We start from the raw sequence: 24,172 nt of genomic DNA on the forward strand, positions 1-24,172 counted from the left end.
CTCTCGGAACAAACAGCTAGCAGGCTGCTGAAAAAGTCTTGACTGGGAGCATCTTTGGTCTTCAAGAGCTTCCGAGCCCGAGGGGCGAGGCGGCGGCAAAGCCGCCGAGGACGGGGGCGCCCGGCCAGGGGTGAAGGCGCACGACATGTGCGTGCGCCTGAGGGGGGCGCCTTTAGCCCCCCTGGCCGGGCGCCCCTGAAACAAACAGCAGGCGCTGAATAAGCCGCCACGCGGCTTTTTCAGCAGTCTGCTAGGGCTCCGCGATCCGGTCGAAGCGGCGCTCGCCCCACAGGAGCGCACCGCCGTCCTCGGCTTGATACTCGAGAATCGAGACGCTGCCGCCGAGTGGTAGAAGGTCGGCCGCGAAGGTGTCGGCCTCGAGAGGCCGCAACACCTGGATGAGGACCCCGTAGCGCAGCTCGACCTCGCCATCGCGGTCGAGCAGTTGGATCTCGCCCAACCGGTCGTTGCGGTAGGTGCCGGCGTAGGAGGCGGCCGGGCGATGCAAGGGGCTTTGGCGGGCGGCGAGCTGCGCACGGCGCTCGGCCCGCTCGCCCAGCCGCTTCTGGCCGAGCTCGTGAAGCTCGGCGAAGACGTCCTCGGCCTCGGGTGGGTCGGCAGGGCGGTCGAGGAGTCGGTAGAGATGGGCCGCCAGCTGGTGGACGAAGCGGGTCGAGTCGGGGCCGGCGGAGAGGACGACCAGCCCCCGTTGTCGCCTCGGCTGGAAGGATAGGTGGATCGGTCCGCCGAAGTGGTGCAGGGTGAGCTCGCCATCGAGGTCGGCGTTGTGCAGTCCCAGGCCGTAGGCGAAGCGATGGTAGTCACCGAACTTCCAGTCGTACTGAATTTGGGGTGCGTGCGCTTGGCGCACGACTGCGGCGGGGATCACCTGCTGGTTGTCGAGACGGCCTTCGGCGAGGTTCAAGCGCACCCAACGCAAGAGATCCCCGAGGGTCGAGACGGCGCCGCCGGCGGCGTGCATCTGGCCCTGGACTTTGATCGGCCGAGGCTCGAAACCGCCGTCCTGGAGCATGGCGTAGGGGCGGGCGAACTCGTGTCGCTGGGCTTCTGCGATATCGGTGGTCGTGGCGGCCATACCGATGCGGGCGAAGATTTCCTCTTCGAGGAGCTGGCGCCAACCCTTGCCGGTGGCTTGGCGTATGGCCGCGGCCGCGATCACATATCCCAGGTTGCTGTAGGTGAAGTCGATTGCGGCCGGGCGTGAGTGCTTCTCGAGCAGGTATCGAATGGTCGCGTCGTCGAGGTTCCCGGGAGCCGATGATCGGTAGTTGATGCCACCGTTCCAGAAGCCTGGACGGTGAGTCAGGAGGTCGCGCAAGCTGGTCTGAGCCGGGTTGATCGGCGCCGCCATGGTGAGGTTCGGAAAGAAGCTGGTGAGCGGCTGATCGAGAGCGAGCTCTCCACGCTCCTGAAGGAGTGCTGCGGCCATGCCGGTGAAGGACTTGGTCAGCGACAGGAGATAGAACCGAGTGGCGGCGGTCACCGGCTGGCAATCCTCGAGGTCGCGTCGGCCGAAACCGCGCGCGTAGATGACCCGGTCGTTCTCGACGATGCCGACGGCCAGCCCCGGCGTGGCACCGACGTACCGCAGAGACGCGGTGATGAAGGCGTCGAGGTCTTCGGCGTAGGCGTGGTCGATGTCGCCGGCTGGAGCTGGAAACCCATCGAGAGGGCAGGCGGCCTCGGCGGCCGCTGGGCCCATCAGCGCAATGGCGAGTAGAAGACGAGCGATGAGAGTGGCAGTGACCGCGACGGAGGCAGAGAAAGGGGCAAAGGGGCGGAGGTTCATTCGACAAGTCTCCTTTCGTCGCCCCAACTTAGTGAGCTGACACTCGGTTGTCTTGAACGAACGCAACCCCGGCGCTCGGTTGGTCCGCCTGGCGGTGGCTTCAGGTCCGGCCGAGGCGGCGCAGTTCCCCTGGCGTGAAGCGGCGGTGTTCCCCCAGTCGGCGGGTGAGGTGGGCTTGGTCGGAGAAACCGGTCGCGGTGGCGACATCGGCCAGCGAAAGCTGGCCGCGCCGTAGCTCGCGCGTTGCCCGGTCGAGGCGCCGACGCAGGATCAGCCGGCGAACCGAGCAGCCGTGAACCCGCCGAACGGCGCGAGCCATCGACACTGGGTGGAGTGCGAGCTCGCGGGCGAGGTCGCGAACTCGCAGGGGCTCGTCGAGACGATCTTCGATCTGCTCTTCGAGGATGCCCATCCAGGGCGGCTGCGGGCGGCGAGCGGGGAGTTCGTCGGTGGCCGCGAGGATCTCCACCAGTCGGCCCGAGGGGTCGTCGAGGTTCTGCTCGCGGACGAGATCTCGGGCCCACTGCAAGAGCTGTCGGCCCGCGGCTTCGGAACGACGCCAGCCGCGGTAGGAGGCGAGCTCGAGATCGGATCTGAAAACGGCGGGATCGATCCGTAGGCGAAGAATCTCGGTCTCGGCGACGAAGTGGTCCGAGTGCTCGAAGCCGGCGGGTTTGAGGCAGAGGAACGAGGCTTGACCCCGGGACTGGCGCGATCCGGTTCGCTCGAGGAGCTCGCCGTGCAGGATCAGAGACAGATCACAGGACTCGTGGTGGTGTCGGCCGAAGTCGGCAGCGCGGCCCGTGTAGTGGAAGAGATCGATCTCGAGGCCTTGGCCGATCGCCCATTGGCAAAGGCGGGTCGCGGGTTGGGTGGGACGTACGGGGCGAGTCATCGATGCTTCAGTGTACTGACTCAGAACACCGATCGGCTCGCGGAGGGGTCGAGGAGGCCGCCTTGATGTCGGCCTCCTCGATCCTGTGGAGGAAGGGCCAGCGACTACGGCTTGGCAGCCTTCATCTCCTGGACTGCCTGGGCAGTCGTCCAGGTGGTGTTGGCGAGGAAGCGGAAGTTGGTCAGGGCGGCGGCGTAGCCATCCAGCTCCGGGGCCTGGGCGGCGGCGGTGGCGTCGGTCACCACGGCGACCTCGAAGCCCTGTTCGAGGAGCTCACGCATGTGGGCCTCGGTGCAGAGATTGGCCGACATGCCGCCCAGAATGACCTTCGAGATGCCGCGCTTGCGGAGTTGCAGGATCAGGTCGTTGGTCTCCGGTCCGTAGACCTTGTGCGGGCTCACCACCACCGTCGAGCCGTCGTTGATCAGGGGCTTGTAGCGCTCCAGCCAATCGGCCCCAGAGCCCTTCAATCCCTCGGTGATGAGGGGGCCCTTGCGGTCGAACATTCCGATGGCGTGCATCATGGTCTCGACCGCCCCCTCGTGATGCCAGCCGTGGTCCGCCGGGTAGTAGTAGTGCGGCGAGATGAAGACCTCGAGGCCGGTGGCCTTGGCGGTCTTCATCAGAGCTTCGATGTTCTCCACCGTCTTGTTGGCGGTGACGCTCGGCCCGACCAGCTTCCAGGTCACCCCTTCGGGGCTCAAGAAATCATTCTGTGGATCGGTGATGACGACTGCGGTGTGCGCGGGATCGATCTCCAAGCCGGGGTCCGGAAGCTGGGCGAGGGCGGTGCCGGCGAGGAACAGGGCCAAGAGCAGGGCGAGGCTGGTCCGAAGTAGGTTCGTGCTCATTTGTCTTATCTCCTGGGTGTTTTGTCTTTGGGCAGTTTGTGTCTTTTTCTTCAACACGTTGCCAGGAGACTGTAAGGACCCTGCCGTGCTCGAAGGTCCGGGGCTCGGGCTCGATCGTCCAGACCGTGATTGCTCTCCCGGAGGTTGGGGCGTAGCATCGAACCATGCTGCTCGATCGCTTGCTGGCCAAGCTCGACGTCGAGGTGGAGCCTTTCGCCCTCTGCCTGGTGAGCTCTGGGTGGCGCCTGCGCCTTCCCGGGCCGCCGGCGGTCATGCTGCATTTCGTGCTCGCAGGGCGCGGGATTCTGCAGGCGTCCGACGGCGGCGAACGGCCGCTCGTTCCCGGGACTCTGGCTGTGATTCCGAAAGGGTCACCGCATGCGATTGGGCCGCAGGGTGAAGCGCTGCGCGAGCACCAACCGGGTGCCGACCAGGAAGAGGTTCGGGTGATCGCCGCCGGCGAACCCGGGGAAGCCGCCCTGACGGTGGCCTGCGGCCTGGTGCGGGTGCGCTATGGCAGTGCCCTCGGGCTTTTCGATCAACTCGAGCGTCCGCTGGTCGAGGATCTCTCGGCGATGCCTCGAGCTCGTCCCCTGTTCGAGGATCTGCTCGCCGAGCAGCGCGAGCCGGGGCCCGGCAGCGGTGTCATGCAGACAGCGTTGATGAGCCAGGCCCTGGTGCTGCTGTTGCGCCGCTTGTGCCAGCAGGGGGAGTGCGGCCTACCCTGGATCGCGGGCCTCCAGGATCCTCGCCTGGCGCGAGTCCTGGAGCGAATCCTCGAGGATCCGGCGCGCCCCTTCACGGTGGAGTCGCTGGCCTCGGAGGCGGCGATGAGCCGTTCCGCCTTTGCCGAGGGCTTCACCGTGGCGTTCGGCCTGCCACCGATGGCGCTGGTGCAGCGGGTGCGTCTGGAACGAGCCCGCCAGCTTCTCGAGCGGGGCAGCGCCCTGTCGATGGATGCGGTGGCGCGGCGCGTCGGCTATGCCAGCCGCAGCCACTTCTCGCGCTCTTTCCGCAAGCAGTACGGCATGGCGCCCAACGCTTTGCGGGCGCTCTCCGGGAACTTCGGCTGAGTGGTGGAGCGGGCCGGGATCGGCCGCCCGGGGTGGCGGGGCGCCACCCCGGGGAGGGTGTCGAGCTCAGAGAATGGTGAAGGTGAGGGTGATGGTGTTCGACGAACCGGTGAACACCGGGGTACTGAAACGCGTCGACGCCGGGTAGCGGTAGCGCAGCTTGATCTCGTAGGTGCCGGCGGTGCCGATCGGGTAGATGGATTCCTGATGCAGGTCGGTGGTCTTGTTGAAGATCACCGCCTCGAGGGCCTCTTCGCCGCTCACCTGGTCATAGCCGCTCTCCCAGGACAGCGACAGGCTGCCGCCGCGCGGCACCGTCTCGAGATTCTGGTTGAGAATCCAGCCGAGATCCTCGTCGAAGTCGATCCAGGTCAAGCGCGGGGCGATGGCGACGCCGTCGCGCTTGAGGGACACCACTCGAATGTTGCCTTCGAAGTCGGGGCACAGGCCGATCGCCGAAAAGCCCTGGTTGGTCAGGGTGAGGTCGATGCGGACCGTCTCCCACCAGGAGTAGCTGCTCTGCGACATGGTGCCCGCCAGCTGGACCATGCTCTGGGGGTGGATCTGAATCGGGTAGGTGGTCGGAGTGCCGACGGTGGTTCCCGGAGTGAAGGTGGTGATTTGGCCCCAGGCCACCGAGGCGAGGCCGACGGCGATCAGGAAGGACAGGACTATCTGTGCTCTTTTCGTCATCGTTCTTTCCTCAGTGGATGGCGCTCGACGGCAGTTCCTTGCCCTTGTACTTGGTGCGCTGTGGCAGGCCCTTGTCCTTGCGGTACTTGTTCTCGTTGCTCACCGCATCGATCTCGTGCTTCGGGATGCCGTTGTGGCCCGGTCGATCATCGCGGGTTCCGGTGTCTCCCTGGCGGGAGTGATTGAGCTCGTGGAGCAGGCAGGCGCAGGGATCGCGATTGACCCAGTCGGAAAACGGCGTCGTCAGATTGGGATCCCACTTCACGGTGGTGCCGGTGCCTTTGCCAGAGCCGCCGGCCTCGGGGACCGTGGCGTCGACGCCGCTGTTGTAGCTGGTGCCGTTCTTGCCCGGGCGCTCGCGGATGACGTGGTCGTTGCTCGACGACTGCAGGTCATTGAGGGTCTGGGCGCCGTCGCCCCCCTCGTCCATGATCTGCTGCCAGCAGTCCTCGACCTTGCCGACGAACTCGGAGGTTCCGGAGATGATGACGTCACCGCCGGCGGGCAGGGCGATGGTCAGCGCGAGGCCGAAGAGGAGTAACTTGAGCTTCATCACGAGCCTCCGTGGAAGAAGTGCCGAATACGCGATGCCGCGGCGCGCAAATTCTGGTCCGAGAAGGGTACCCGGCCGACGGTCGGACCGAAGTCCCAATACCACTCGCGGTCGAGGCCGCGCGGCTCCTCGCCCCGTCGCAGGTAGAGGATGGCGCGGTCCCCGGGACGCAGGCCGAGGCGACCGTGCTCGTCCTCCAGGGCGTGGAGCACCGTCAAGCGCTCGCCGTTGGGGATCCCCTTGAGCACCGTCTCGGCGTTCCACTGGGCGCGCAGCCGCGGCCGCGGGTCGAAGGAGACCGGCGAGGTGCGCTGCTCGATCGAGCGCAGTCGGGCGACCACCACCAGGTCGGCGTCTCCGGTCTGGCCGATGAAGTAGTTGGGGACGGCGTTGAAGCGCGCTTCGGCGAAGGTGGCGACCTCCACCGGCTCGGCCGGTACGGACTGGGTGTGGAACTCCCCGCCGCCCACCGAGTCGAGGGAGAAGTCCGAGCCGTCTCCGGAGACCTCGAAGCCGCTGATTGTGCTCGCCGGCGGATCGAGCCAATCGGAGTTGTACTCGGTGCCGTCCTTGAACTCGATCTCGAGCTGCACCTTGGTGCCGTTGTTCTTGGTGTCCCACCTTTTGCTCGCCACGTCGTCCCAGTCCTTACCCTCGACGGTGTGCTCGACCGGCTCGCCGTTCTCCTTGGTGTGCTTGATCTTGAACTGTTTGTCCTGGCGCAGGCCATCGCCGTCCTCGGTCCACATCTCGACGCGGCGGATCTCGATGCGGTCGCCGGTCTGATCGTCGAAGCCGAACCACACCCAGGTCATGCGGGCACCAAGGGCCGCCGGAGCGATGTCGAGGCCGCCGAAGTCGAGGCAGCGCACCCCCGTGCCGGTCGACGGCAGCTCCATCTTGAGACCATCGCCAGCGCTCGGCGAGGCTGGCATGTCGACCCACAGGCGGCCGCTGTGAATCGACACGGTGGCGTTGCCGAGGGCGCTGTAGGTGGCGTAGGTGTTGCGACCGTTGAACTTGTCCGTGAAGACCTTGAGATTGATCGGAACCCACTGGATGAAGACGCCGGTGCGGGTCTTCTCATCATCGGCCGTCGATGGGACGGCCAGCAGACCGATCAGCAGCCCGACAGCGGCGAGTAGGGCGAGGCTTCGTCTCATGCATCCTCCTTTCGAGTGCCGCGACGGAGCGGCCTCGAAGCGTTCCCTCACGGCGAGGGGATGTATGTGTGCCCCTAAAAGCGCATTAGGGCGCCGGATTCAATAGCGGAGAGCGCCTCTCGCCCACCAGGTTCGGGCTAGGGCCGCAGCTTCGGCAGCAGGGCCTGCTCCACTGCCTGGCGTCGCGAGCGGCTGACCATCAGCTCAGTGCCGTCGCGCAGGACCAGTCGGCGGCGGCCGCGGAAGAGGTTCTGCACCTCGACGACTTCTTCGAGGTTGACCACCGCGCCGCGGTGAATGCGCAGGAAGCGCTGCGGATCGAGGCGCTCGGTGAGTGCCGAGAGGGTGGTGCGCAGCAGTGGGCTGCCGCGGCGAGTGTGGAGCCGCACGTAGTAGTCCTGGCTCTCGATCCACAGCAGTTCTCGCGTTTCGACCAGCCGGGATCGTCCCTGGTTGCGAATCGGGATGCGCTCGAGGTAGGTGGCGGTGGGAGCCGGCGGGCGAGTGGCCGGAGTCGTCAAGCGTTGCGCTGCCTCTCGTAGCTGGTGCTCGAGAACCCGCTGGCGGGCGCGCTCCAGGGCGCGCTGCAGGCGCTCCTCGGAAACCGGCTTGAGGACATAGTCGAGGGCTTCGACCTCGAAGGCTTGGCAGGCGTAGGCGTCGTAGGCGGTGACGAAGATGAACACCGGCAGGGCGCCCTGGCGCAGCGCTTCGGCGGTGGCGAGACCGCTGCTGCCGGGCATCTCGATGTCGAGCAGCACGATATCCGGGCGCCGGTTGGCAATTGCGATCAGCGCCTCCTGGCCATCGCGGGCTTCGCCCACCAGGGTGAGCTCCGGGATCTCCGAAACCATCTGTTGCAGGGTTTCCCGGGCCAGCGGCTCGTCGTCGACGATCAGGACTCGCAATGGGCTCATCGCTGAGCGATGTCCGAAGCTCGGCCGCGGGTCGTCTCGGGAGGTCGCTGGTCGGGAAGCTCGATGGTCACCTGGACACCCGGCTCGAGGGCCTCGATACGAAGCTCGGCGGCTTCGCCGAAGAGGTGGTGGAGCCGTGACCGCAGGTTGCCGAGGCCGACCCCTTGGTCGCGTTCGAGGTCGAACTCCGGCGGCAGGCCGGGGCCGTCGTCCCGCACCACGATGCGCAACCGGTCCGCGATCGACTGGGCAGAGAGCTCGAGCTGCAGCGGCTCGCGGCGGCGGCGCAGGCCGTGCTCGAGGGCGTTCTCGACTAGCGGCTGGAGCAGCAGCGGTGGCACCAGGGCAGTCTCGGCGCCGTCGTGCAGCCGACTGGTGACCTGCAGCCGGTCGGCAAAGCGCAGACGCTGCAGGTGAATGTAGCGCTCGACGAAGACCCATTCATCGGCGAGAGGCACGAGCTGCTCGCCCTGGCCCTCGAGGGTGCTGCGCAGCAGCTCACCGAGCTCGAGGACGGCGCGCAGGGCGGCGTCGCGATCGTCGCGCCGAATCAGGGCGGCGATGGAGTTGAGGCTGTTGAACAAGAAGTGGGGCTCGATCTGCAGCCGCAGGGCGGCGAGCTGGGCGCGGGCGAGCTCGGTTTCGAGGCGCGATTCCTGGAGCTCGAGATGGCGCGTCTGGCGGTAGCCGGCGAGCAGATGGCCGAGGGTGAGAAGGCCGCCGCAGATCACCAGGTTGGAGCCGCCGAGCTTGGCGAGATGAATCACCAGGTAGCGCCCGTAGGAGTAGTGGGCGACCGGCTCGAAGGGCTGCAGCAGGGTGGCGATGGCGGCGACGCTGAGCAGTTGGAGGCTGATCAGAAGGAGGCCGAGGCCGAGGGTCGAGGGCAGGCGGCGCCACCAGGGGCGGGAGCGAAACAGTCGGCCGCCGGCGGCGATCAGGAGTGGCGAGGCGAAGGCCCAGAAGGACCAGGTCGAGAGCTGCCAGGTGAAAATTCGCCAGCGATCGTGGCCGTGGTCCCACATCGAGACCATGAGCTGCTCGGAGGACACGACGGCGGCCGCCAGGGCAGCCGCGAAGGCCAGGATCGGCAGCAGCCAGACCCTGGAGGGGCGGTGTGGGATGGGAACCGCGGCCGGAGGTGAGAGCAGGCTTTCCACGCTTTCACCCTATGGTCCCGGCGGGCGCGGCTCAAGGCGATGGCGACGCTGGTGCAGCGAATGGTGCGAATCAGGCGGCGAACGGTGCGGTGGGTGGGAGCGGCGCGGTTCACCGCCGAGAACGGTCGTCGGCTGCCCGGCTGTCGTCGCTGGCAGCTTTGATGGCGGTGAGGCGGCTTGGTGCCGGCGAAGATCCTCGGCAGGAGGATCCACGATGAAAAGAACCCACCTCTTGGTCATGCTCTCACTGCTCGCCGGGGCGGCACTCTTCCCTTGGTCGGTCGATGCTCAGGGGCGCGAGGCGCTCGTTCGGCCCGCCTACGATGCCGCCGGCGATCTGCTCTTGCCACAGGATTTTCGGACTTGGGTGCTGGTGGGCTCGTCCCTCGGGATGAGCTACAGCGAAGGTGGCGCCAGCGGACGCGAGATGTTTCACCACACCCTGATCGAGCCGACGGCATACGACCACTACGTCACCACCGGGGAATTCCGCGACGGGACGATGCTCGCTCTGCTCCTTCACCCGACCGGCGAAGGCGTTCTCCCCAGCCGGCGGGGACGTTTTGCGGATGCCCTCGGCAGCGTCGAGATGGCGGTCAAGGACAGTGGTCGGTTCGCCGGTGGCTGGGCCTACTTCGGCTTCGGCAGTCGTGATGGCCTGCGCCCGGCGGCGCCTGCTTTCGACGCTGAGGCCTGCGCCAGTTGCCATCGCGAGCATGCCGCCCAGGACAACGTCTTCGTGCAGTTCTATCCTTTGCTGACGGCAGCGGCGCGGGCCGGTGGAAGTCTCGCCGTCGCCGGCGATGGCGCGACCTCCGCCTCACCCTCGGAGGCCGACGATGATGGTCGCGTGGTGGCGATCGAAGGCCTCGATCCGGTGGTTCTTCTGACCACCGGCGAAGAAGAGCTCGGCAAGGCGGAGATCGTCGAGGACCACGGTGCCTTCCGCTATCAATTCGTCAGCGAGCCCAGTCGCCGGCGCTTCGCCGAGGACCCGAAGCGCTATGCCTTCCAAAACCGCACCTGCCCAGTGGTTCCCGGTGCTCCGGTGCAGTCGAACCTGTTCGCGGTTCACGACGGCAAGCTTTACGGCTTCGCTTCGGAAGGCTGTATCGGCGAGTTCTTGGCCAATCCCGATGAGTTCCTGCCGTTGACCGACTGACCTCGGCTCTCGACCGTCGTCGCGAGGCCGGCCGCTGCCGCGGTCGGCCCTGATGACGTGAGCTGGTACTCTCATGTGCACATTGACGCACATGCTATCTTTTCTCTGGTTCTAATCGACATGTGGGGAATCACGGCGAGCGCGGCGAGACCGCGGTCGGGGCCGGCGCGAGCTCTCACATCCCGGGAATTCGCCACTCCTTGACGCGGGGTGGCTCGAGAATCGGAGTGTTCGCCATGGCTCGATGGGTGCGTTGGGGTGGCTCGAAGGTTGTGTGGATTGTGCTCTCGGCAGCGATGCTGACGGTGTTGGCCTGGACCTCCTCCGCCACCGACGACGAAGGTCTGTGGATCACCGTCGACCGCGAGGTCTTCGAGGAACTGCGCGGGCGCACCGAGTTCTCCTTCGATCATCGTCCCTTGCAGGCGGCGGGGGAGCGTGCCGGGGTGGTGGCGACGCAACTGCGCAAGGGCGATATCGATCGCCTGTCGGCCCTGATTCACCGCAAGTACCACCGCTGCGGCGGCTTTCTGGTCCACGGCTCCCGCGCCGAGGCGCTCGAGACCCTGCAGCGCGCTGCTCGTATCGCTGCGCCGGCGGCGGTCACCTTCGATGTCGATCAGTCGGCGACGGTGCAGGCGCTGGCCGGCCGCCTCGACGCCAGCCTCATCCTCGACACCATCACCCAGCTTTCGACCAGCTTTCCGAATCGCTATTACGTTCACCCTGCCGGCCGCGACGCCGCCCTTTGGATTCGCGACCGGTGGCAGGCGGCGGCCCAGGGGCGCAGCGATGTCCAGGTGGAGCTCTTCGACCATGCCGGCTACTCGCAACCCTCGGTGATCCTGACCTTCGAGGGTGCGACCAGGCCGGATGAGGTCCTGGTGCTCGGCGCTCACCTCGATTCGACCGCTCCGGGAACCTCGAATCCGAACTTTTCGGCTCCCGGTGCCGATGACGACGCCTCCGGCATCGCCGTGCTCGGCGAGGTGATTCGCGCCGCCGTCGCCGAGGGCTTCGTGCCCGACCGCACCCTCAAGTTCATGGGCTATGCGGCGGAAGAGGTCGGCTTGCGCGGCTCCCAGGACATTGCCGCCTCCTTTCGCGCCGCCGGCACCAACGTCGTCGGCGTGGTTCAGCTCGACATGACCGCCTTCAACGGTTCGGCGACGGACGTGGCGCTGCTGACGCGCTTCACCGACAGCGACCTCACCAACTTCCTCGGACAGCTTCTGGACACCTACCAGCCGAGCCTGCAGTGGACCACCGACGATTGCGGCTACGCCTGCTCCGACCACGCCTCGTGGTTCAACGAGGGCTTTCCGACGGCGTTTCCCTTCGAAGCCCCTCTCGGCCAGCACAACCTCGATATTCACACCACGGCGGACACCGTTTCGACCTTCGGTGGCACGGCCTCTCATGCCCTCAAGTTCGCCCGCCTGGCGGCGGCCTTTATCGTCGAGGCCGGCCTGGTCAGCGGTGGTGGCAACGCGCCACCGCAGGTGACGATCTCCTCGCCGGCCGGTGGTGCGGTGTTCACGGTGGGTGATGCGGTGACCTTGGTGGCTTCCGCCAGCGATGCCGAGGATGGCGACCTCTCGCCGGCCGTGAGCTGGTCGTCGAGCCGCGACGGCGCCCTCGGCAGCGGTGCCAGCGTGACCACCTCGAGCCTCTCCATCGGTAGTCACCTGGTGACGGCGACGGTGTCCGACTCGGCCGGAGCCAGCGACTCGGCGACGGTGAGCCTGACCGTCGACCCGGCGCCGGGACCGGGGTGCCCGGCCGGCTCCCTCGACTTCTCGAGTCTGGCGCTGGCTTCCTACTCGAACCAGAACGGCTCGAACGGCACGCAGGTGCTCGAGGCGGGCGCTGCGCTGCGTCTGACCGGCAACACCTGGGTGCGCTCGACCAGCCGATTCACGGTCGACAGCGGCAGCGTGCTCGAGTTCGAGTTCCGCGGTGCGGTGCAGGGTGAGATCCACGCCCTCGGCTTCGATGACAACGACAGCCTCAACGACGCGGCGCGCCACTTCCAGTTCTGGGGCACCCAAAACTGGACCGGTGGCGGGCGCATCGACTTCAATCCCAAGTATGGCGGCTCCGGCGACTACCGGACGTTTTCGATACCGGTGGGGCAGTCCTACACCGGCTCAATGTATCTGGTCTTCACCAACGACGACGATGCCGCCTCAGCGGCCGATGCCACCTTCCGCTGCGTGCGGTTGACCAGCAGCGGGGCCAACGCCGCTCCGACCGTCACGATCACGGCGCCGGCCGCGGGTGCTTCCTTCGACGAGGGGGAGACGGTGGTCTTCACGGGCAGCGCCAGCGATGCCGAAGACGGCGATCTGGCGCCTTCCCTGAGCTGGTCGTCGAGCCTCGACGGCGCTCTGGGCTCGGGTGCGTCGGTGACCGCCTCGGCCCTCTCCTCGGGTGCTCACCTGGTGACCGCCTCGGTCACCGACAGCGCCGGGGCGAGTGCCTCCGACAGCGTCTCCCTCACCGTCGTCGGCAGCTCGGCCTGCAGCGTCGAGGAGGGGTTCGAAAACGGTGCCGGCGGTTGGCTCAACGACGGCGCCAGCACCTGCGCCACCGGCAGCTTCGTGATCGGCAACCCCGGCCAGCGCTCCGGTGGCGGCGTGATCACCCAGGTGGGGGGCTCGAACAGCGGCAGCGCTTCGGCCTTCACCGCCTTCAACAGCAGCCTCGGCAATGCCGACGTCGATCGCGGCAACTGCATCTTCGTGTCGCCGAGCTGGAGCGTCGGTGAGGCCTCGACCCTGTCGGTGGCCTACTGGCACGGTCAGCGCGACAGCGGCGACGATCCCAGCGGCGACTTCTTCCGCCTCGAGCTCTCGACCGACGGTGGCGGCACCTGGAGCGCGCTGGCCTCGAACGGCGACAGTGCCTCGAACGCTGCGTGGGCGACGGTGACGTCGCCGGTGCCGGCGGGCTCGACGGTGCGTCTGCGGGTGCAGTGCTCCGACGGCACGAGCGCCGGTGACATCGTCGAGTGCGGCATCGACGACGTCTCGATCTGCCGCTAGCGATCGTCTAACCACCGGCCTCGCGCAGGTCCTTCTGGGCGCCTTCGAGGCCGGGCGACAGGTAGAGAGCGCGGTTGAGGTGGCGCAGGCCGCCCTCGCGGTCCCCCTGGCGCAGCAGCAGCGCGCCGAGACGCCAGTGGCCGTAGGCCTTGGGCGGTCGCGATTGGCTGTCGGCGACCTCGAGGTAGTGCTCGAGGCAGGCGATGCCGCGCTCAGCGCGCTGCCCCGAGATCACCGCCAGGCGGCCGATCTGGTAGTAGGGGCCTTTGACTCCCTCCGGGTCTTCGGCGATCAGCTCTTCGTGCAGCTCGAAGGCTTCGTCGAAGCTCGCCAGCTCTCCGAGATGGAGGGCGAGGCCGAAGCGGGCCTGAACGTCTCCGGGTCGTGCCGCGAGGGCGCTTCGGAAGGCGTCGACGGCCCCTTGATGATCGTTTTCGGAGCGGGCGTGGAGGGCACGGCGCCAGTGGGCATCGTAGGGCGACGTTCGTTCGAGGAGGGCGAGCTGTTGCCCGGCCTTGGTCTTGCTGCCACCGACGATGCCGGGGGCGTAGTAGTAGAAATCCGCCAGCTCGGCGCGGGCCTCGATGTGGTTGGGGTCGAGGTCGAGGGCCTGCTCCAGGGCGCCCTTCTGCTGGCCGGCCCAGTGGCGTTTGCGCAGCAGTGAGGCCTTTTCGAGGGCGTGGTGATGGGCGGTGGCGAGGAGGACCCAGAGGTCAGCGTCCTGCGGTTGCTGTTCGATCATGGACTCGACCAGCTTGCGCGCCGCGGCGTCCTCGCCTTCGTCGAGAAGCTGGCGGGCGCGATCACGGTCCGTGGAGTCGTCCGCCAGGGCAGTGCCGGTGAGTAGCAAGAGTCCGAGGAGAAGGGCGATGTGGGGGACGGTCGCTTTCATCGTGCCCACCTCGCTCGCAGTGCCGGGCTGGCGGTGAGGAAGAGCACCACACCGAGCCAGGTGGCCACCGCCGGGCCGCCGTCGAACAGGCCCGCTTCGGCCGGCGGCGTCGGCAGGGTGGCGAGGTTGAGTCCCAAGGCCATCCCGGCGGCCGCGATGCCGAGGGCGCCGATGAAGCGCGCTCCGAGGTGACGCCAAAGGCCGACGGCGAGCAGAACGCAGCCGGTGGAGATCCAGACGTCGAAGGCGATGTCGAGGGCGATCTGGACGTTGTTGACGCCCCACAGGGTCTGGGTCAGCAGCTCCCGCTCGGCCTCCGTTTCGGCGCGGCCGAGGCGCTCTTGCATCACCGTGAAATTGGTGTCCTGAATCACCGCCATCAGGCTGACGATCAAGCCCGAGAGGCCGGTCATGCGGAGACCGAGATCGATCGACGGTCGCTCGCCATCCTCCAGCAGAAGGGCGCGGGCGGCTTGGGCCGAAAGGTAGAGGGTCGGTCCGAAGAAGTAGAACAGGAAGCGGCCCACCGCCCAGGGGAAGACCTGGAAGACCGCCGAGAAGAAGTAGCAGAACAGGCTTAGCAGGCCGAGGCCGACGAGCAGCAGGCGCCACTCGCGGCTCGGCATCGGGAGTTTCGTCATGGAGTGTCCTCGGACTGTTCCTGCTCGCGCAGGCGGGCGATGTCGTGCAGACGCCAGCGGTAGAACAGGTAGCTGTGGATGATGTTGATGCCTTGCTGGATGGCGAGGCTGGCTTGCGCCGCCTGGCGATCGTCGAGGCGGGCGACGGCGCGGTTGCGAAGGGACATTTCGTAAGCGCTGAGCTGGCGAATGGCGTCGCCGATCGGACGCGCCACCTCCAGTGGTAAGCCGGTCTGGGCGACGAGATCGCGGCACAGGGTGACGATCTGGAGGTCGTTGGCGTCGAAGGCGGGGCGCTCGCCGGGGGGCGGCACCAGCAGGCCGACGGCCTCGAGCTCGTTGATGAAGGCGACCTCGACGCCGGCGGTCTGGGCGAGCTCCTCGGGGCTGTAGCGGCGGCCGTCGCTGGCGGCCGCGCCGGCTTCTCCGAGCACCGCCTGTTCGAGGGCGACGGCGACCTCGAGCTCGACGCCGCGCTCATAGAGCTCGATGACCCGGCGCTGCAGCGGCAGCGGTAGGGGGCCGAGGGGTGGCTCGCGCAGCCGCGCCAGGGCGGCGAGGATCTCCAGGTGTCGGGACGAGTAGGTGGCGGCGTTGCGCGCCGTCTTCTCGCCTGCCGGCAGGATGCCTTCGCGCAGATAGAAATGAATCAGCGAGCGGGGCAGGCCGGAAAGCTCGACCAGTTGTTTCATGCGCAGCGTCATGGCAAGAGTATAGAGTGCAGATCTTCACTACGCAAATTGTGCTTGGTAACGAAGCTCCGCCCTCGGCCGCCGGTGGCTGGCGAAGCTCATATTCCTTGCCGGGTGAGGCTGCCGATCAAGACCTCGCCTCGGCTCGATGCGGAAAGGAACTCGACATGACCATCGCTATTCGTCTCGAACGCTTTCGTGCCACCTCGCCGGAGAGCACCGAAGCTCTCGGCCAGCTCTTGCAGGAGGAGCTCCTGCCGGCCGCCGACGGTGCCTTCGGCCAGGTGACCCGGATCAGTCGTGGGGTGCTGGAAGGGCAGGAGTTGCTCGCCGGGAGCGGTGAATTCCTGTGGATCTCCGAATGGAGTGGCGCGGCGCGCGACCTCGCCTCGCCAGCCCTCGACGAGGTCTTGATGAACGAAACTTCCGCCTACGGGGTCTTCAGCGGTGTGCTCGAGCGCTGCTCGACTCTCGCCGAGCGCGAGGTGATCGGGGTCTACACCTCCGTCACCCGCTCCGGCGAGGAATGAGCCCCAACAGGCGGAAGGAGTCCCGAGCCCGGCCGCGCGAAGGGATGGGAGAACACCCGTTCCCTTTTGGAGCATCTTGAGATCGGTTCCCCAAGAGCAGCCGTCTGCGACTCGGCAGACGGCTTCCGAGCGCGATCAGCGCGAGGCGGCGCCGTTGGCGCCGTGAACGGGGCTGCCCTGGATTGGGGTGAATGCGCACGACATTTGCGTGCGCTCGAGGGGGGCGCCCAGCCCCCCTGAATTTCATAGGCTGTCGTCGTGAACCCCGCGCACGGCGCGGCCGGAGGGGTCGGCGAGGTTGCGGAAGGACTCGTCCCAGGCCAGCGCATTGGGGGTCGAGCAGGCGATGCTGGCGCCGCTCGGCACGCACCTCGCCGGTGCCTCGCCGGGGTAGTGAGACTCGAAGATCTCGCGGTACAGGTAGGCCTCGCAGGTGGCCGGCGGGTTGATCGGAAAGCGATGGTGGGCGCGGCCGAGGCGGTCGGTGCCGATCTCCGCCTCCGCCAGTGCCTTGAGGGAGTCGATCCAGGAGTAGCCGACGCCGTCCGAGAACTGCTCTTTCTGGCGCCACAGGATTTCCTCGGGCAGCAGTCCGGCGAAGGCGCGCCGCAGAATGTCCTTCTCCATTCGGCCCTCGGCCACCATCTTGGCCGCCGGGTCGAGGGCCATGGCGATATCGAGAAACTCGCGATCGAGAAACGGCACCCGCGCTTCGATGCTCCAGGCCGCCATCGCCTTGTTGGCGCGCAGGCAGTCGTACTTGTGCAGCAGGTCGAGCTTGAGCACGGTTTCTTCGTGAAAGGCGCGGGCGTCCGGCGCCTTGTGGAAGTAGAGGTAGCCGCCGAAGATCTCGTCGGCGCCTTCGCCGGACAGCACCATCTTGATCCCCATCGACTTGATGCGACGGGCCAGTAGATACATCGGTGTCGAGGCCCGGATCGTGGTGACGTCGAAGGTCTCCAGGTGATAGATGACGTCGCGCAGGGCATCGTGCCCTTCCTGCAGGGTGTAGACGAACTCGTGGTGGATGGTGTCGAGGGCGTCGGCGACGCGCCGCGCGGCGCGCAGGTCCGGGGAGCCCTCGAGGCCGATGGCGAAGCTGTGGAGCTGCGGCCACCAGGCCTCGGTGCGGCCGCCGGTCTCGACCCGGTGCTTCTTGTGACGCGCCGCCAGGGCGGCGATGATCGAAGAGTCGAGGCCACCGGAGAGCAGCACGCCGTAGGGCACGTCGGACATCAGCTGGCGTTCGACGGCGGCTTCGAGACCCTGCCGTAGGCGATCGAGCGCTGGCGGCTTCTCGGCGACCTTTTCGTAGGAGCGCCAGGAGGGTTGGTAGAAGGACTCCGGCTCGCCGACCTCGTCGCCGACGGTGCCGGTCAGGAAGTGGCCCGGGGGGAAGTCCTCGATGCGGCGGCAGATCCCGATCAGGGCTTTCATTTCGGAAGCGACGTAGAAGTTCCCGTCGTCGTCCCAACCCTGGTAGAGGGGCATCACTCCGATGGCATCGCGAGCGATCAGGAACCGTCCTCTGCGTCGATCGTAGAGGGCGAAGGCGAAGATGCCGTTGAGCTGGGCGAGGAGCTCCGTTCCGTGGGCTTCGTAGAGAGCCAGGATCACCTCGCAATCGGAATCCGTGCGATAGGAGAACTCGGGGTGTCGCCGACGGAGCTCGCGGTGGTTGTAGATCTCGCCGTTGACCGCCAGCACCAGATCGCCGGAGGCGTCCTCGAGGGGCTGAGCGCCGTGCAGGATGTCGACGATGGCGAGCCGCTCATGGGCCAGGATCGCCTGCTCGTCGCTGTAAACACCGCTCCAATCGGGGCCCCGGTGGCGCATTCGCCGCGATTGTTCGAGGGCCTGTTTGCGCAGGCGAGCGGGGTCCGAGCGCAGTCCGAGAATGGCGAGGATCGAGCACATGGGGGCGCAGCCTAGCAGGTCGCCGCAGGCCCGGGTCGATCCCAAGGAGGGGGTCGGATTCGGCCGCCGAAGGGTGCCGCGGGAATCCCTGTCGTGAGCTGGCGCGGAGCCTACGGCAGCGTGGTCGCGCGCCGGGCCCCGGTCCGACGCGCCGAGCGGTGTCCGGGGACGACTGATACGCAAACGACGATTTTCTCGCCTTGTGAGGTGAGGGAGCTCGACATCACAGGTTCTTCGCGCCCTGTCGGACCTTCATCGATCGCTCGGAGGGAGCCGCTGCGCTGCTCTCAGGGAGCCGTCGCCGACCAGGCGTCGGTGTCTCCGGACTCGAAGCCGTCGGTGAAGATTTCCGGCGTTCCGCAGTCGACTACGGCGCGGATGGCGAAGTCGCCGCTGACGCCCAGCAGGCAGGCCGAAAGCCAGGCGCTGGGGGGAATCGCGAAGATGCCGTTGCGGCCGACCATGCAGCCGCTGGTGTCGGTGACCAGGCTGGGGCCGAGGGCAGGGGGAGCATTGAGGAACTGGAACGAGACGACGAAGGTCTGGCCGCTCTGGACGGCGATCGGCACCGGCAGCGTGAACTCGTTCTCGAAGCCGTCCGTCAGCACCGGTCCGGCGAGATCGGCGAGCAAGGTGCCCGGCACGGGAAAGGTGCCGGCCTCATGAATCCGGATGGCCTCTCCCAGGGTGTTGCCCTGGCCACCGAGGAGGGACAGCCAGACGATGCGCACGGCGGTGATCTGGCCGCTGCAGGGCGTCGTCAGCCAAGAGGCGCCGCTTTCGCCGGCGACGAAGCCGGCCTGGATGGTGGCGCTGCCGAAGTCGACCAAATCGTCGTTCTGGAGCACCGTTTGGGCCTCGGTGCTGGTCGCGGTGATGCTGATGGCGATCAACAGCAGAGTGAACGAATGGCGCATGGATCCCCCCTTGCGGTGAAAGAAAGCGATGGCGAACGTAAACGTCCTCTGGGTGAGGACGTCCTCCATCCAGGGAGGTGGAGCCGAGAGCTCGATTCGGGACGCCGCCAGCCCCTGACGGGGGCCGGAACCGATGCTTGATTCCAGGTTTCGTTGTCGCGAAGGGAGGAATCGGGGCCGTGGTTTGTCGCTGGGGAGAGAAATGAATCGGAATACGAACGCACATTCTGAAAATACCACCAAGGATTCGATTCGTCGCTTTCTCTTATACCGAGATGTCTTTTTGTCGCATCATATTTTCTTGTGTTACGTTGGCTGAAATGAGCGCCAATCAGCAGGTCATGCGCTGGAGCTGGCGCCTCAAGGATCTTCTGCGAGAAAGAGGGTTGACTCAGCGCTGGGTCGAGGGACATCTCGGGTGGGCTTCGGGATACCTGAGCCAGCTGTTGGCTCCCGGACCGCCGGCCCTCAAAGTGCAACAAGTGCTCGAGATCCTGACGGCGATCGAGGTGACTCCGGCGGAGTTCTTCTCTGGCCTCTATGGCCTGGGAATGCCGGCGCCGGGGGGCGCCGGGGGCGAGACCTGGACGCTCGACCGGCGTCAGGTCTATGGCCTCATCGCGGAGGACCTGGAGCGGGTCGAGCGGCGTCAGAAGGCGCAGCTCGACGAGCTCGACGAGCGGCTGACGGCGGCTATCAACGAGACCGAACAGCGATTGCTGGGAGGTCCTGAAGGATTGCGTTCCCTGGTCGGCGAGCTGGTGCGTCAAGAGCTCGTCGAGTTGGCTCGTGGGCCTCGTTCGTCCGCAGAAGGGCGACACGAAGCACTAAGAGATCGGGGAGATTCAGGAGAGGAGAGGGAAATTCGATGAGCCTCAAGGAAAACGGGCCTCATCCGTCACCTCCCGTCTTGGAGCGTTTCGCGGCCGGCACGGCGTCGGTCGAGGATCGGCGGATTGTGGTTCGTCATTTGTTGAAGGGGTGTTTGACCTGTGGAATGACCGCGTCCGGACGGACGGTCATCCAGGGAGAGGATTTTGCAGAGGTGCTCGATCGCAGCACCAACGAGACTTCCAGCCTGCTGGCGCGGTTTCAGGCCGAGCGGGCGGCGGCCTACGAGGTCTTGCGTCGTCTGGAGCCCTTGAGCGATGGACAGCGGCGCTTGCTGGTGACCAACCTGCCGGCTGCCCGCTGCCGATCGGTTTGCGAGATGTTGGTGGAGAAGAGCCGCGAGGAGCGTCACCAGGCGCGCGAGACCCTGCGCTATGCGGAGCTCGCGGTTTTGGTGTCGCAGTCGCTGACCGGTGACTACGCCGACGAGCCGCGAGCGAGGGCTTGGGCCGAGCTCGGCAACGCGCGGCGCATCGGTGCGGACCTGGTCGGTGCCGACGAAGCTCTGAGCGAGGCCGAGCGCCTTTACGGGCGCGGGGGAGCCGATCCCCTGTTCCAGGCCGAGCTCTACTCGTTACGCGGTTCGCTGGCGCAGTACCAGCGGCGCTTCGATCTCGCCATCAAGGTGCTCGGCCGGGCCTATCGCCTGTTCGATCGCCACGATGACCTCGAGGGCACGGCTCGTACTTTGATGACCTTGGCACTGACCCACGTCTATGCCGGTGATCCCGAGCCTGGACTGCCCTATGTCGAGCGCGCCTTGGCGCTGGCGGCGAGTAGCAGCGACGATCGCTTGAAGCTGTTCGCCTTCCACAATCTAGTGCTGGTGCTGACCGAGGCCGGACGCCTCGAGGAGGCGGCCTGGCACGCCCACAAGGTGCGTCCTCTGATCGACGCCATCGGCCGGCGTCTCGATCGTCTGCGTTTCGACTGGCTGACCACTCGCATCGGCGCCGAGCTCGGCGTCTTGCGGCCGGCGGCCCGCGCCTTCGACCGTCTGCGCGGTTGCTACGCGGAGGAGGGGCGGCCCTTCGAGGCGGCGTTGGTGAGTCTCGACCTGGCGGTCATCTATGCGCGCCTCAACGACATGACCCGATTGCGGACGCTGGCTTCGGAGTCGGAGGCCATCTTCCGGGCTCTGGGGGTCGGGCGGGAGTGCCTGGCGGCGCTGGCGCTCTTGGCCCATTGCACGGCCGCCGAGGCTCTGCAGCAGCTCGAAGAGCTGCGTCGGATGGTCGAGGGAACGCGCAGCGGCCGCTCGACCTGAGGGCGGCCCGGCCGGCAGAAGCCTTGGCGAGGATAGGCGCGGTGTCCGTCGCCAGGGTCTGAGCTGGCGGCAGTCGGTTGCGGGTTGGCACGGCCGCCACCGAGCCCTCGGGCCCGGGGCGGCCGATCACTGGACTTGCGCCAGTTTCGCTATGGGCAACCGTTAGGGTCAGCCCCCGGTCCGCAGGAGCTCTCGCTGTTCTGCGAATCAGGTTTTTTGGTGTCCCCGTCGTCGTTCGACTCGCCGCGGTCTGGTAACCAGGCCGCGAGCCTGTCGAGCAGCGCCTCGAGCCATCCTGGACTGATCCCGGATTCGGTTCGACTGGCCAATTGCGGCGAGTCGGAGTCCGTGTGAAGCGCGGAGTGTCCCAGCGTGACGGGGGTGATGAAAACAACCAGCAGAACAACAAACATCCATCGAGACGCGATGTTCATCGCGAGTCCTCCTCTCCCCCAGGTCCTCCGGCGCCCGGATGGCGGCGGGGCCCGGGGATTCCTCTATACACGTGACGCGGGTGCGTCAATTCGATCCAACGGGTTGCGGATAGGGGTGCCGAAACTCCCGTGCGAGCAGGTCTGGATCCGCTGGTGAGCCGGCCGCTCTGCCTGCTATAGTCGCCCCGATTTCAGGGGGTCGAGCCGATGACCGGATCACCGAAAAACAGTGCCTACGCCGAGGCGGGTGTTGACATCGACGCTCAGGATCGGGCGCTGGATCGCGTCAAGGAGCTGGCGCGATCGACCCACACTCCGGGCGTGCTCACGGAAATCGGAAGCTTCGGCGGATTGTTTCTCCCCGATCTTACCGGTCTTCGCGAGCCGGTCCTCGTCGCTTCGGCGGACGGGGTGGGTACGAAGCTGATGGTCGCCCGGATGGCCGGGGACTATTCCGGCGTCGGTCGCGACCTGGTCAATCACTGCGTCAACGACATCCTGGTGCAGGGAGCTCGGCCGCTCTTCTTCCTCGATTACGTCGGCGCCGGCGTCCTCGAACCGGCGGCGATGGCCGAGCTGGTTTCCGGCGTCGCGGTCGGCTGTCGCGAGAACGGCTGTGCCCTGCTCGGCGGGGAGACGGCGGAAATGCCGGGCTTCTACCAGCCTGGGGATTACGAGCTGGTCGGCTTCGTCGTCGGGCTGGTCGATCGGCCAGCGATTCTCGATGGCCGTCGCATCCGGCCCGGTCAAGTGTTGATCGGCTTACCCTCATCCGGCCTGCACACCAATGGCTACTCGCTGGTGCGGCGCATCGTTTTCGATCGTCTCGGTCTCGAGCCCGAGACGGCGGCGCCCTGGGGCGGCGGCACCGTCGCCTCCGAGCTCCTGACGCCCCATCGTTCTTACCTGGCGGCCTTGCAATCGCTGCTGGCGGATCCGGTGTTGACCGGTCTCGCTCACATCACCGGCGGTGGCCTGACGGACAATCTGCCGCGCATACTGCCTGCGGGGTGTCGTGCCGAAGTCGATCTCGGTGCCTGGCGGGTGCCGGAGATCTTCCGCTTCCTGCAGCGCGCCGGAGAGGTCGCCTGGGAAGAGATGCTGCAGGTCTTCAACCTCGGCATCGGTATGGTGGTGGTGGCCGAAGACGAGAGCGTGATGGCGACCCTCGAGGCGGCCGGCGAAGCGCCGATACGGCTCGGCAAGATCCTGGAGGGCCCGCCAGGGGTCGCCTATCGAGGCGACTTCGGAGATTCGTGAGCGCCCGTCTGGGAATCCTCTTGTCAGGGCGAGGGAGCAACTTCCTCGCCATTCACCAAGCGATTGAGGAAGGTCGCCTGTCGGCCCGCATCGCGTTGGTGGTGAGCAATCGGCCGCAGGCCGCCGGCCTGGCGAAGGCGCGTGAGCTCGGCCTGGCGACGGCGGCGATTCCGCAGGCTCCGGACGGCGACCGCGCCGACCAGGAGGAGCGGGTGGTCGCGGCGCTGCGGCAGGCCGGCGTCGATTGGGTCTGCCTGGCCGGCTACATGCGACTCCTGTCACCCGCCTTCGTGCGCAGCTTTTCCCGGCGCATCGTCAACATCCATCCCAGCCTGCTGCCGTCCTTTCCGGGGCTCGACGCCCACGGCCAAGCCCTGCGCCACGGGGTTCGAGTGTCCGGCTGCACGGTGCACCTGGTGGACGAGGGCATGGACACCGGGCCGATCGTGGTCCAGCGTGCCGTGACCATCGAGGACGGCGATGACGAGGCTTCCTTGGCGGCGCGCATCCTGGAGCAGGAGCATCGCGCCTATCCGGAGGCTCTGTCGCGACTGCTGGCGGGCCGATGGAAGATCGAGGGGCGGCGATTCTCGATGCTGCCCGAGGCTTGATCGACGGGCGTTTTCGGCGATCCGACCCGGCTTCCCTGAAAAAAGTCGTGACAAGGGCTTGACAGCCCCCAGGCCTTGCCCTAAAGTTCGCCTTCCCTGGGACGTGAGTCGCGGGGAGCGACGAAGGCGCTGACGCGCTGGACTCTTTGAAAAGCTTCGCCTCACCGCTTCGGCCGTGAGTCCTGCAGCCCCCCTCGGGGGGCATCCCGAACAAGGAAGCGAGTTCTCATCGGGCGTTTCGGCGCCCCGGGTATCGCCGCGAAGAAATCTCGAAATGGGGGTTGACAGATTCCCTGAGAGAGTTAGAATCGGGATTCGTCCTCCGGGGCGAGCGCCGAGAGGCGCGTCGGTTCTTTGAAAACTGAATAGAGGAAGATGACAACCTGAAATTCCTTGGTTCCGCAACGCGGAGCCGAGAGAATTCCTCGGGATTCGCTTCGGCGATGAACGAGGAAGCTAAGCGATTCAATAAGCCGTTGGAGGCTTCGGCCGAAGACGGTGCAGGATTTAAACTGGAGAGTTTGATCCTGGCTCAGAATGAACGCTGGCGGCGTGCTTAACACATGCAAGTCGTGCGCGAACGTGGCTTCGGCCACTAGTAGAGCGGCGAACGGGTGAGTAACACGTGGGTGACCTGCCTGGGAGCGGGGGATAACTTGGGGAAACTCGAGCTAATACCGCATAATCTGCTGAGATTGCGATCTCATCAGCAAAGCTGGCCAATGCTTGCAAGCTAGCACTTCCAGAGGGGCCCGCGTCTGATTAGCTAGTTGGTGGGGTAACGGCCTACCAAGGC

The 24,172-nt window shown here is 66.7% G+C and carries 22 protein-coding genes and 1 rRNA gene; 9 read left to right on the plus strand and 14 right to left on the minus strand.

The window, feature by feature from the left end; all coding sequences use genetic code 11:
- Nucleotides 1-250 precede the first annotated feature (250 nt).
- The 3 genes from AAF604_23265 to AAF604_23275 form a co-directional block, all read right to left on the minus strand.
- A complete protein-coding gene (locus AAF604_23265) occupies nt 251-1,810 on the minus strand; it encodes a serine hydrolase domain-containing protein (GenBank protein ID MEM7052603.1) in 1,560 nt (519 codons plus the stop codon).
- A gap of 100 nt (nt 1,811-1,910) precedes the next feature.
- Nucleotides 1,911-2,705 (minus strand): AraC family transcriptional regulator, encoded by a 795-nt coding sequence (locus tag AAF604_23270; GenBank protein ID MEM7052604.1) that lies wholly within the window; start codon nt 2,703-2,705, stop codon nt 1,911-1,913.
- Nucleotides 2,706-2,809: 104 nt separating this feature from the next.
- On the minus strand, nt 2,810-3,556 hold the full coding sequence (locus tag AAF604_23275; GenBank protein ID MEM7052605.1) for a cysteine hydrolase family protein: 747 nt from the start codon (nt 3,554-3,556) through the stop codon (nt 2,810-2,812).
- A 164-nt stretch (nt 3,557-3,720) separates the two neighbouring features.
- Between AAF604_23275 and AAF604_23280 the strand changes: the two genes are divergently transcribed.
- Nucleotides 3,721-4,629, plus strand: a complete 909-nt coding sequence (locus tag AAF604_23280; GenBank protein MEM7052606.1) for an AraC family transcriptional regulator — start codon at nt 3,721-3,723, stop codon at nt 4,627-4,629.
- A 66-nt stretch (nt 4,630-4,695) separates the two neighbouring features.
- Here AAF604_23280 and AAF604_23285 read toward each other — a convergent pair whose 3' ends face one another.
- From AAF604_23285 to AAF604_23305, 5 genes are all read right to left on the minus strand, one after another.
- Nucleotides 4,696-5,322 (minus strand): hypothetical protein, encoded by a 627-nt coding sequence (locus tag AAF604_23285; GenBank protein MEM7052607.1) that lies wholly within the window; start codon nt 5,320-5,322, stop codon nt 4,696-4,698.
- Nucleotides 5,323-5,332: 10 nt separating this feature from the next.
- The gene (locus AAF604_23290; protein MEM7052608.1) at nt 5,333-5,875 is read right to left on the minus strand and encodes a M91 family zinc metallopeptidase; all 543 of its coding nucleotides are present in this window, start codon (nt 5,873-5,875) and stop codon (nt 5,333-5,335) included.
- Nucleotides 5,875-7,038 (minus strand): hypothetical protein, encoded by a 1,164-nt coding sequence (locus AAF604_23295; protein MEM7052609.1) that lies wholly within the window; start codon nt 7,036-7,038, stop codon nt 5,875-5,877. The genes AAF604_23290 and AAF604_23295 overlap by 1 nt, the downstream gene beginning before the upstream one ends.
- 137 nt (nt 7,039-7,175) lie before the next feature.
- On the minus strand, nt 7,176-7,955 hold the full coding sequence (locus AAF604_23300) for a LytTR family DNA-binding domain-containing protein (protein MEM7052610.1): 780 nt from the start codon (nt 7,953-7,955) through the stop codon (nt 7,176-7,178).
- Complete coding sequence (locus tag AAF604_23305) at nt 7,952-9,115, minus strand: histidine kinase (protein ID MEM7052611.1); 1,164 nt, start codon at nt 9,113-9,115, stop codon at nt 7,952-7,954. Before AAF604_23305 ends, AAF604_23300 begins: the two co-directional genes overlap by 4 nt.
- Nucleotides 9,116-9,329: 214 nt before the next feature.
- Here AAF604_23305 and AAF604_23310 point away from each other — a divergent pair, with 214 nt between their 5' ends.
- Nucleotides 9,330-10,277 carry a cytochrome P460 family protein gene (locus AAF604_23310; protein ID MEM7052612.1) on the plus strand — a complete coding sequence of 316 codons (948 nt, stop codon included), beginning with the start codon at nt 9,330-9,332 and terminating at the stop codon, nt 10,275-10,277.
- A gap of 236 nt (nt 10,278-10,513) precedes the next feature.
- Complete coding sequence (locus tag AAF604_23315) at nt 10,514-13,324, plus strand: M20/M25/M40 family metallo-hydrolase (protein MEM7052613.1); 2,811 nt, start codon at nt 10,514-10,516, stop codon at nt 13,322-13,324.
- 7 nt (nt 13,325-13,331) lie between these two features.
- Here AAF604_23315 and AAF604_23320 read toward each other — a convergent pair whose 3' ends face one another.
- The 3 genes from AAF604_23320 to AAF604_23330 are packed head-to-tail and all read right to left on the minus strand — an operon-like array spanning nt 13,332 to nt 15,549.
- Nucleotides 13,332-14,216: a tetratricopeptide repeat protein gene (locus AAF604_23320; GenBank protein MEM7052614.1), complete on the minus strand. Its 885-nt coding sequence runs from the start codon at nt 14,214-14,216 to the stop codon at nt 13,332-13,334.
- Nucleotides 14,213-14,857: a hypothetical protein gene (locus AAF604_23325; GenBank protein ID MEM7052615.1), complete on the minus strand. Its 645-nt coding sequence runs from the start codon at nt 14,855-14,857 to the stop codon at nt 14,213-14,215. Before AAF604_23325 ends, AAF604_23320 begins: the two co-directional genes overlap by 4 nt.
- A complete protein-coding gene (locus tag AAF604_23330; protein MEM7052616.1) occupies nt 14,854-15,549 on the minus strand; it encodes a MerR family transcriptional regulator in 696 nt (231 codons plus the stop codon). The genes AAF604_23325 and AAF604_23330 overlap by 4 nt, the downstream gene beginning before the upstream one ends.
- 167 nt (nt 15,550-15,716) lie before the next feature.
- Here AAF604_23330 and AAF604_23335 point away from each other — a divergent pair, with 167 nt between their 5' ends.
- Complete coding sequence (locus tag AAF604_23335; protein MEM7052617.1) at nt 15,717-16,079, plus strand: hypothetical protein; 363 nt, start codon at nt 15,717-15,719, stop codon at nt 16,077-16,079.
- 243 nt (nt 16,080-16,322) lie between these two features.
- Here AAF604_23335 and asnB read toward each other — a convergent pair whose 3' ends face one another.
- On the minus strand, nt 16,323-17,996 hold the full coding sequence (gene asnB / locus AAF604_23340; GenBank protein ID MEM7052618.1) for an asparagine synthase B: 1,674 nt from the start codon (nt 17,994-17,996) through the stop codon (nt 16,323-16,325).
- 287 nt (nt 17,997-18,283) lie between these two features.
- A complete protein-coding gene (locus tag AAF604_23345; GenBank protein MEM7052619.1) occupies nt 18,284-18,913 on the minus strand; it encodes a hypothetical protein in 630 nt (209 codons plus the stop codon).
- 320 nt (nt 18,914-19,233) lie between these two features.
- Between AAF604_23345 and AAF604_23350 the strand changes: the two genes are divergently transcribed.
- Nucleotides 19,234-19,785 (plus strand): hypothetical protein, encoded by a 552-nt coding sequence (locus AAF604_23350; protein ID MEM7052620.1) that lies wholly within the window; start codon nt 19,234-19,236, stop codon nt 19,783-19,785.
- Between the two features lie 173 nt (nt 19,786-19,958).
- A complete protein-coding gene (locus AAF604_23355) occupies nt 19,959-21,071 on the plus strand; it encodes a tetratricopeptide repeat protein (GenBank protein ID MEM7052621.1) in 1,113 nt (370 codons plus the stop codon).
- 149 nt (nt 21,072-21,220) lie between these two features.
- Here AAF604_23355 and AAF604_23360 read toward each other — a convergent pair whose 3' ends face one another.
- Nucleotides 21,221-21,505, minus strand: a complete 285-nt coding sequence (locus tag AAF604_23360) for a hypothetical protein (GenBank protein ID MEM7052622.1) — start codon at nt 21,503-21,505, stop codon at nt 21,221-21,223.
- Between the two features lie 207 nt (nt 21,506-21,712).
- Here AAF604_23360 and purM point away from each other — a divergent pair, with 207 nt between their 5' ends.
- The 3 genes from purM to AAF604_23375 form a co-directional block, all read left to right on the plus strand.
- Nucleotides 21,713-22,765: a phosphoribosylformylglycinamidine cyclo-ligase gene (gene purM / locus AAF604_23365; GenBank protein ID MEM7052623.1), complete on the plus strand. Its 1,053-nt coding sequence runs from the start codon at nt 21,713-21,715 to the stop codon at nt 22,763-22,765.
- On the plus strand, nt 22,762-23,376 hold the full coding sequence (gene purN / locus AAF604_23370; GenBank protein MEM7052624.1) for a phosphoribosylglycinamide formyltransferase: 615 nt from the start codon (nt 22,762-22,764) through the stop codon (nt 23,374-23,376). Before purM ends, purN begins: the two co-directional genes overlap by 4 nt.
- A gap of 509 nt (nt 23,377-23,885) precedes the next feature.
- Nucleotides 23,886-24,172: ribosomal RNA gene (locus tag AAF604_23375) — 16S ribosomal RNA — on the plus strand; the annotation flags it as partial.

This window comes from Acidobacteriota bacterium (assembly GCA_039028635.1).
Lineage (GTDB): Bacteria > Acidobacteriota > Thermoanaerobaculia > Multivoradales > JBCCEF01 > JBCCEF01.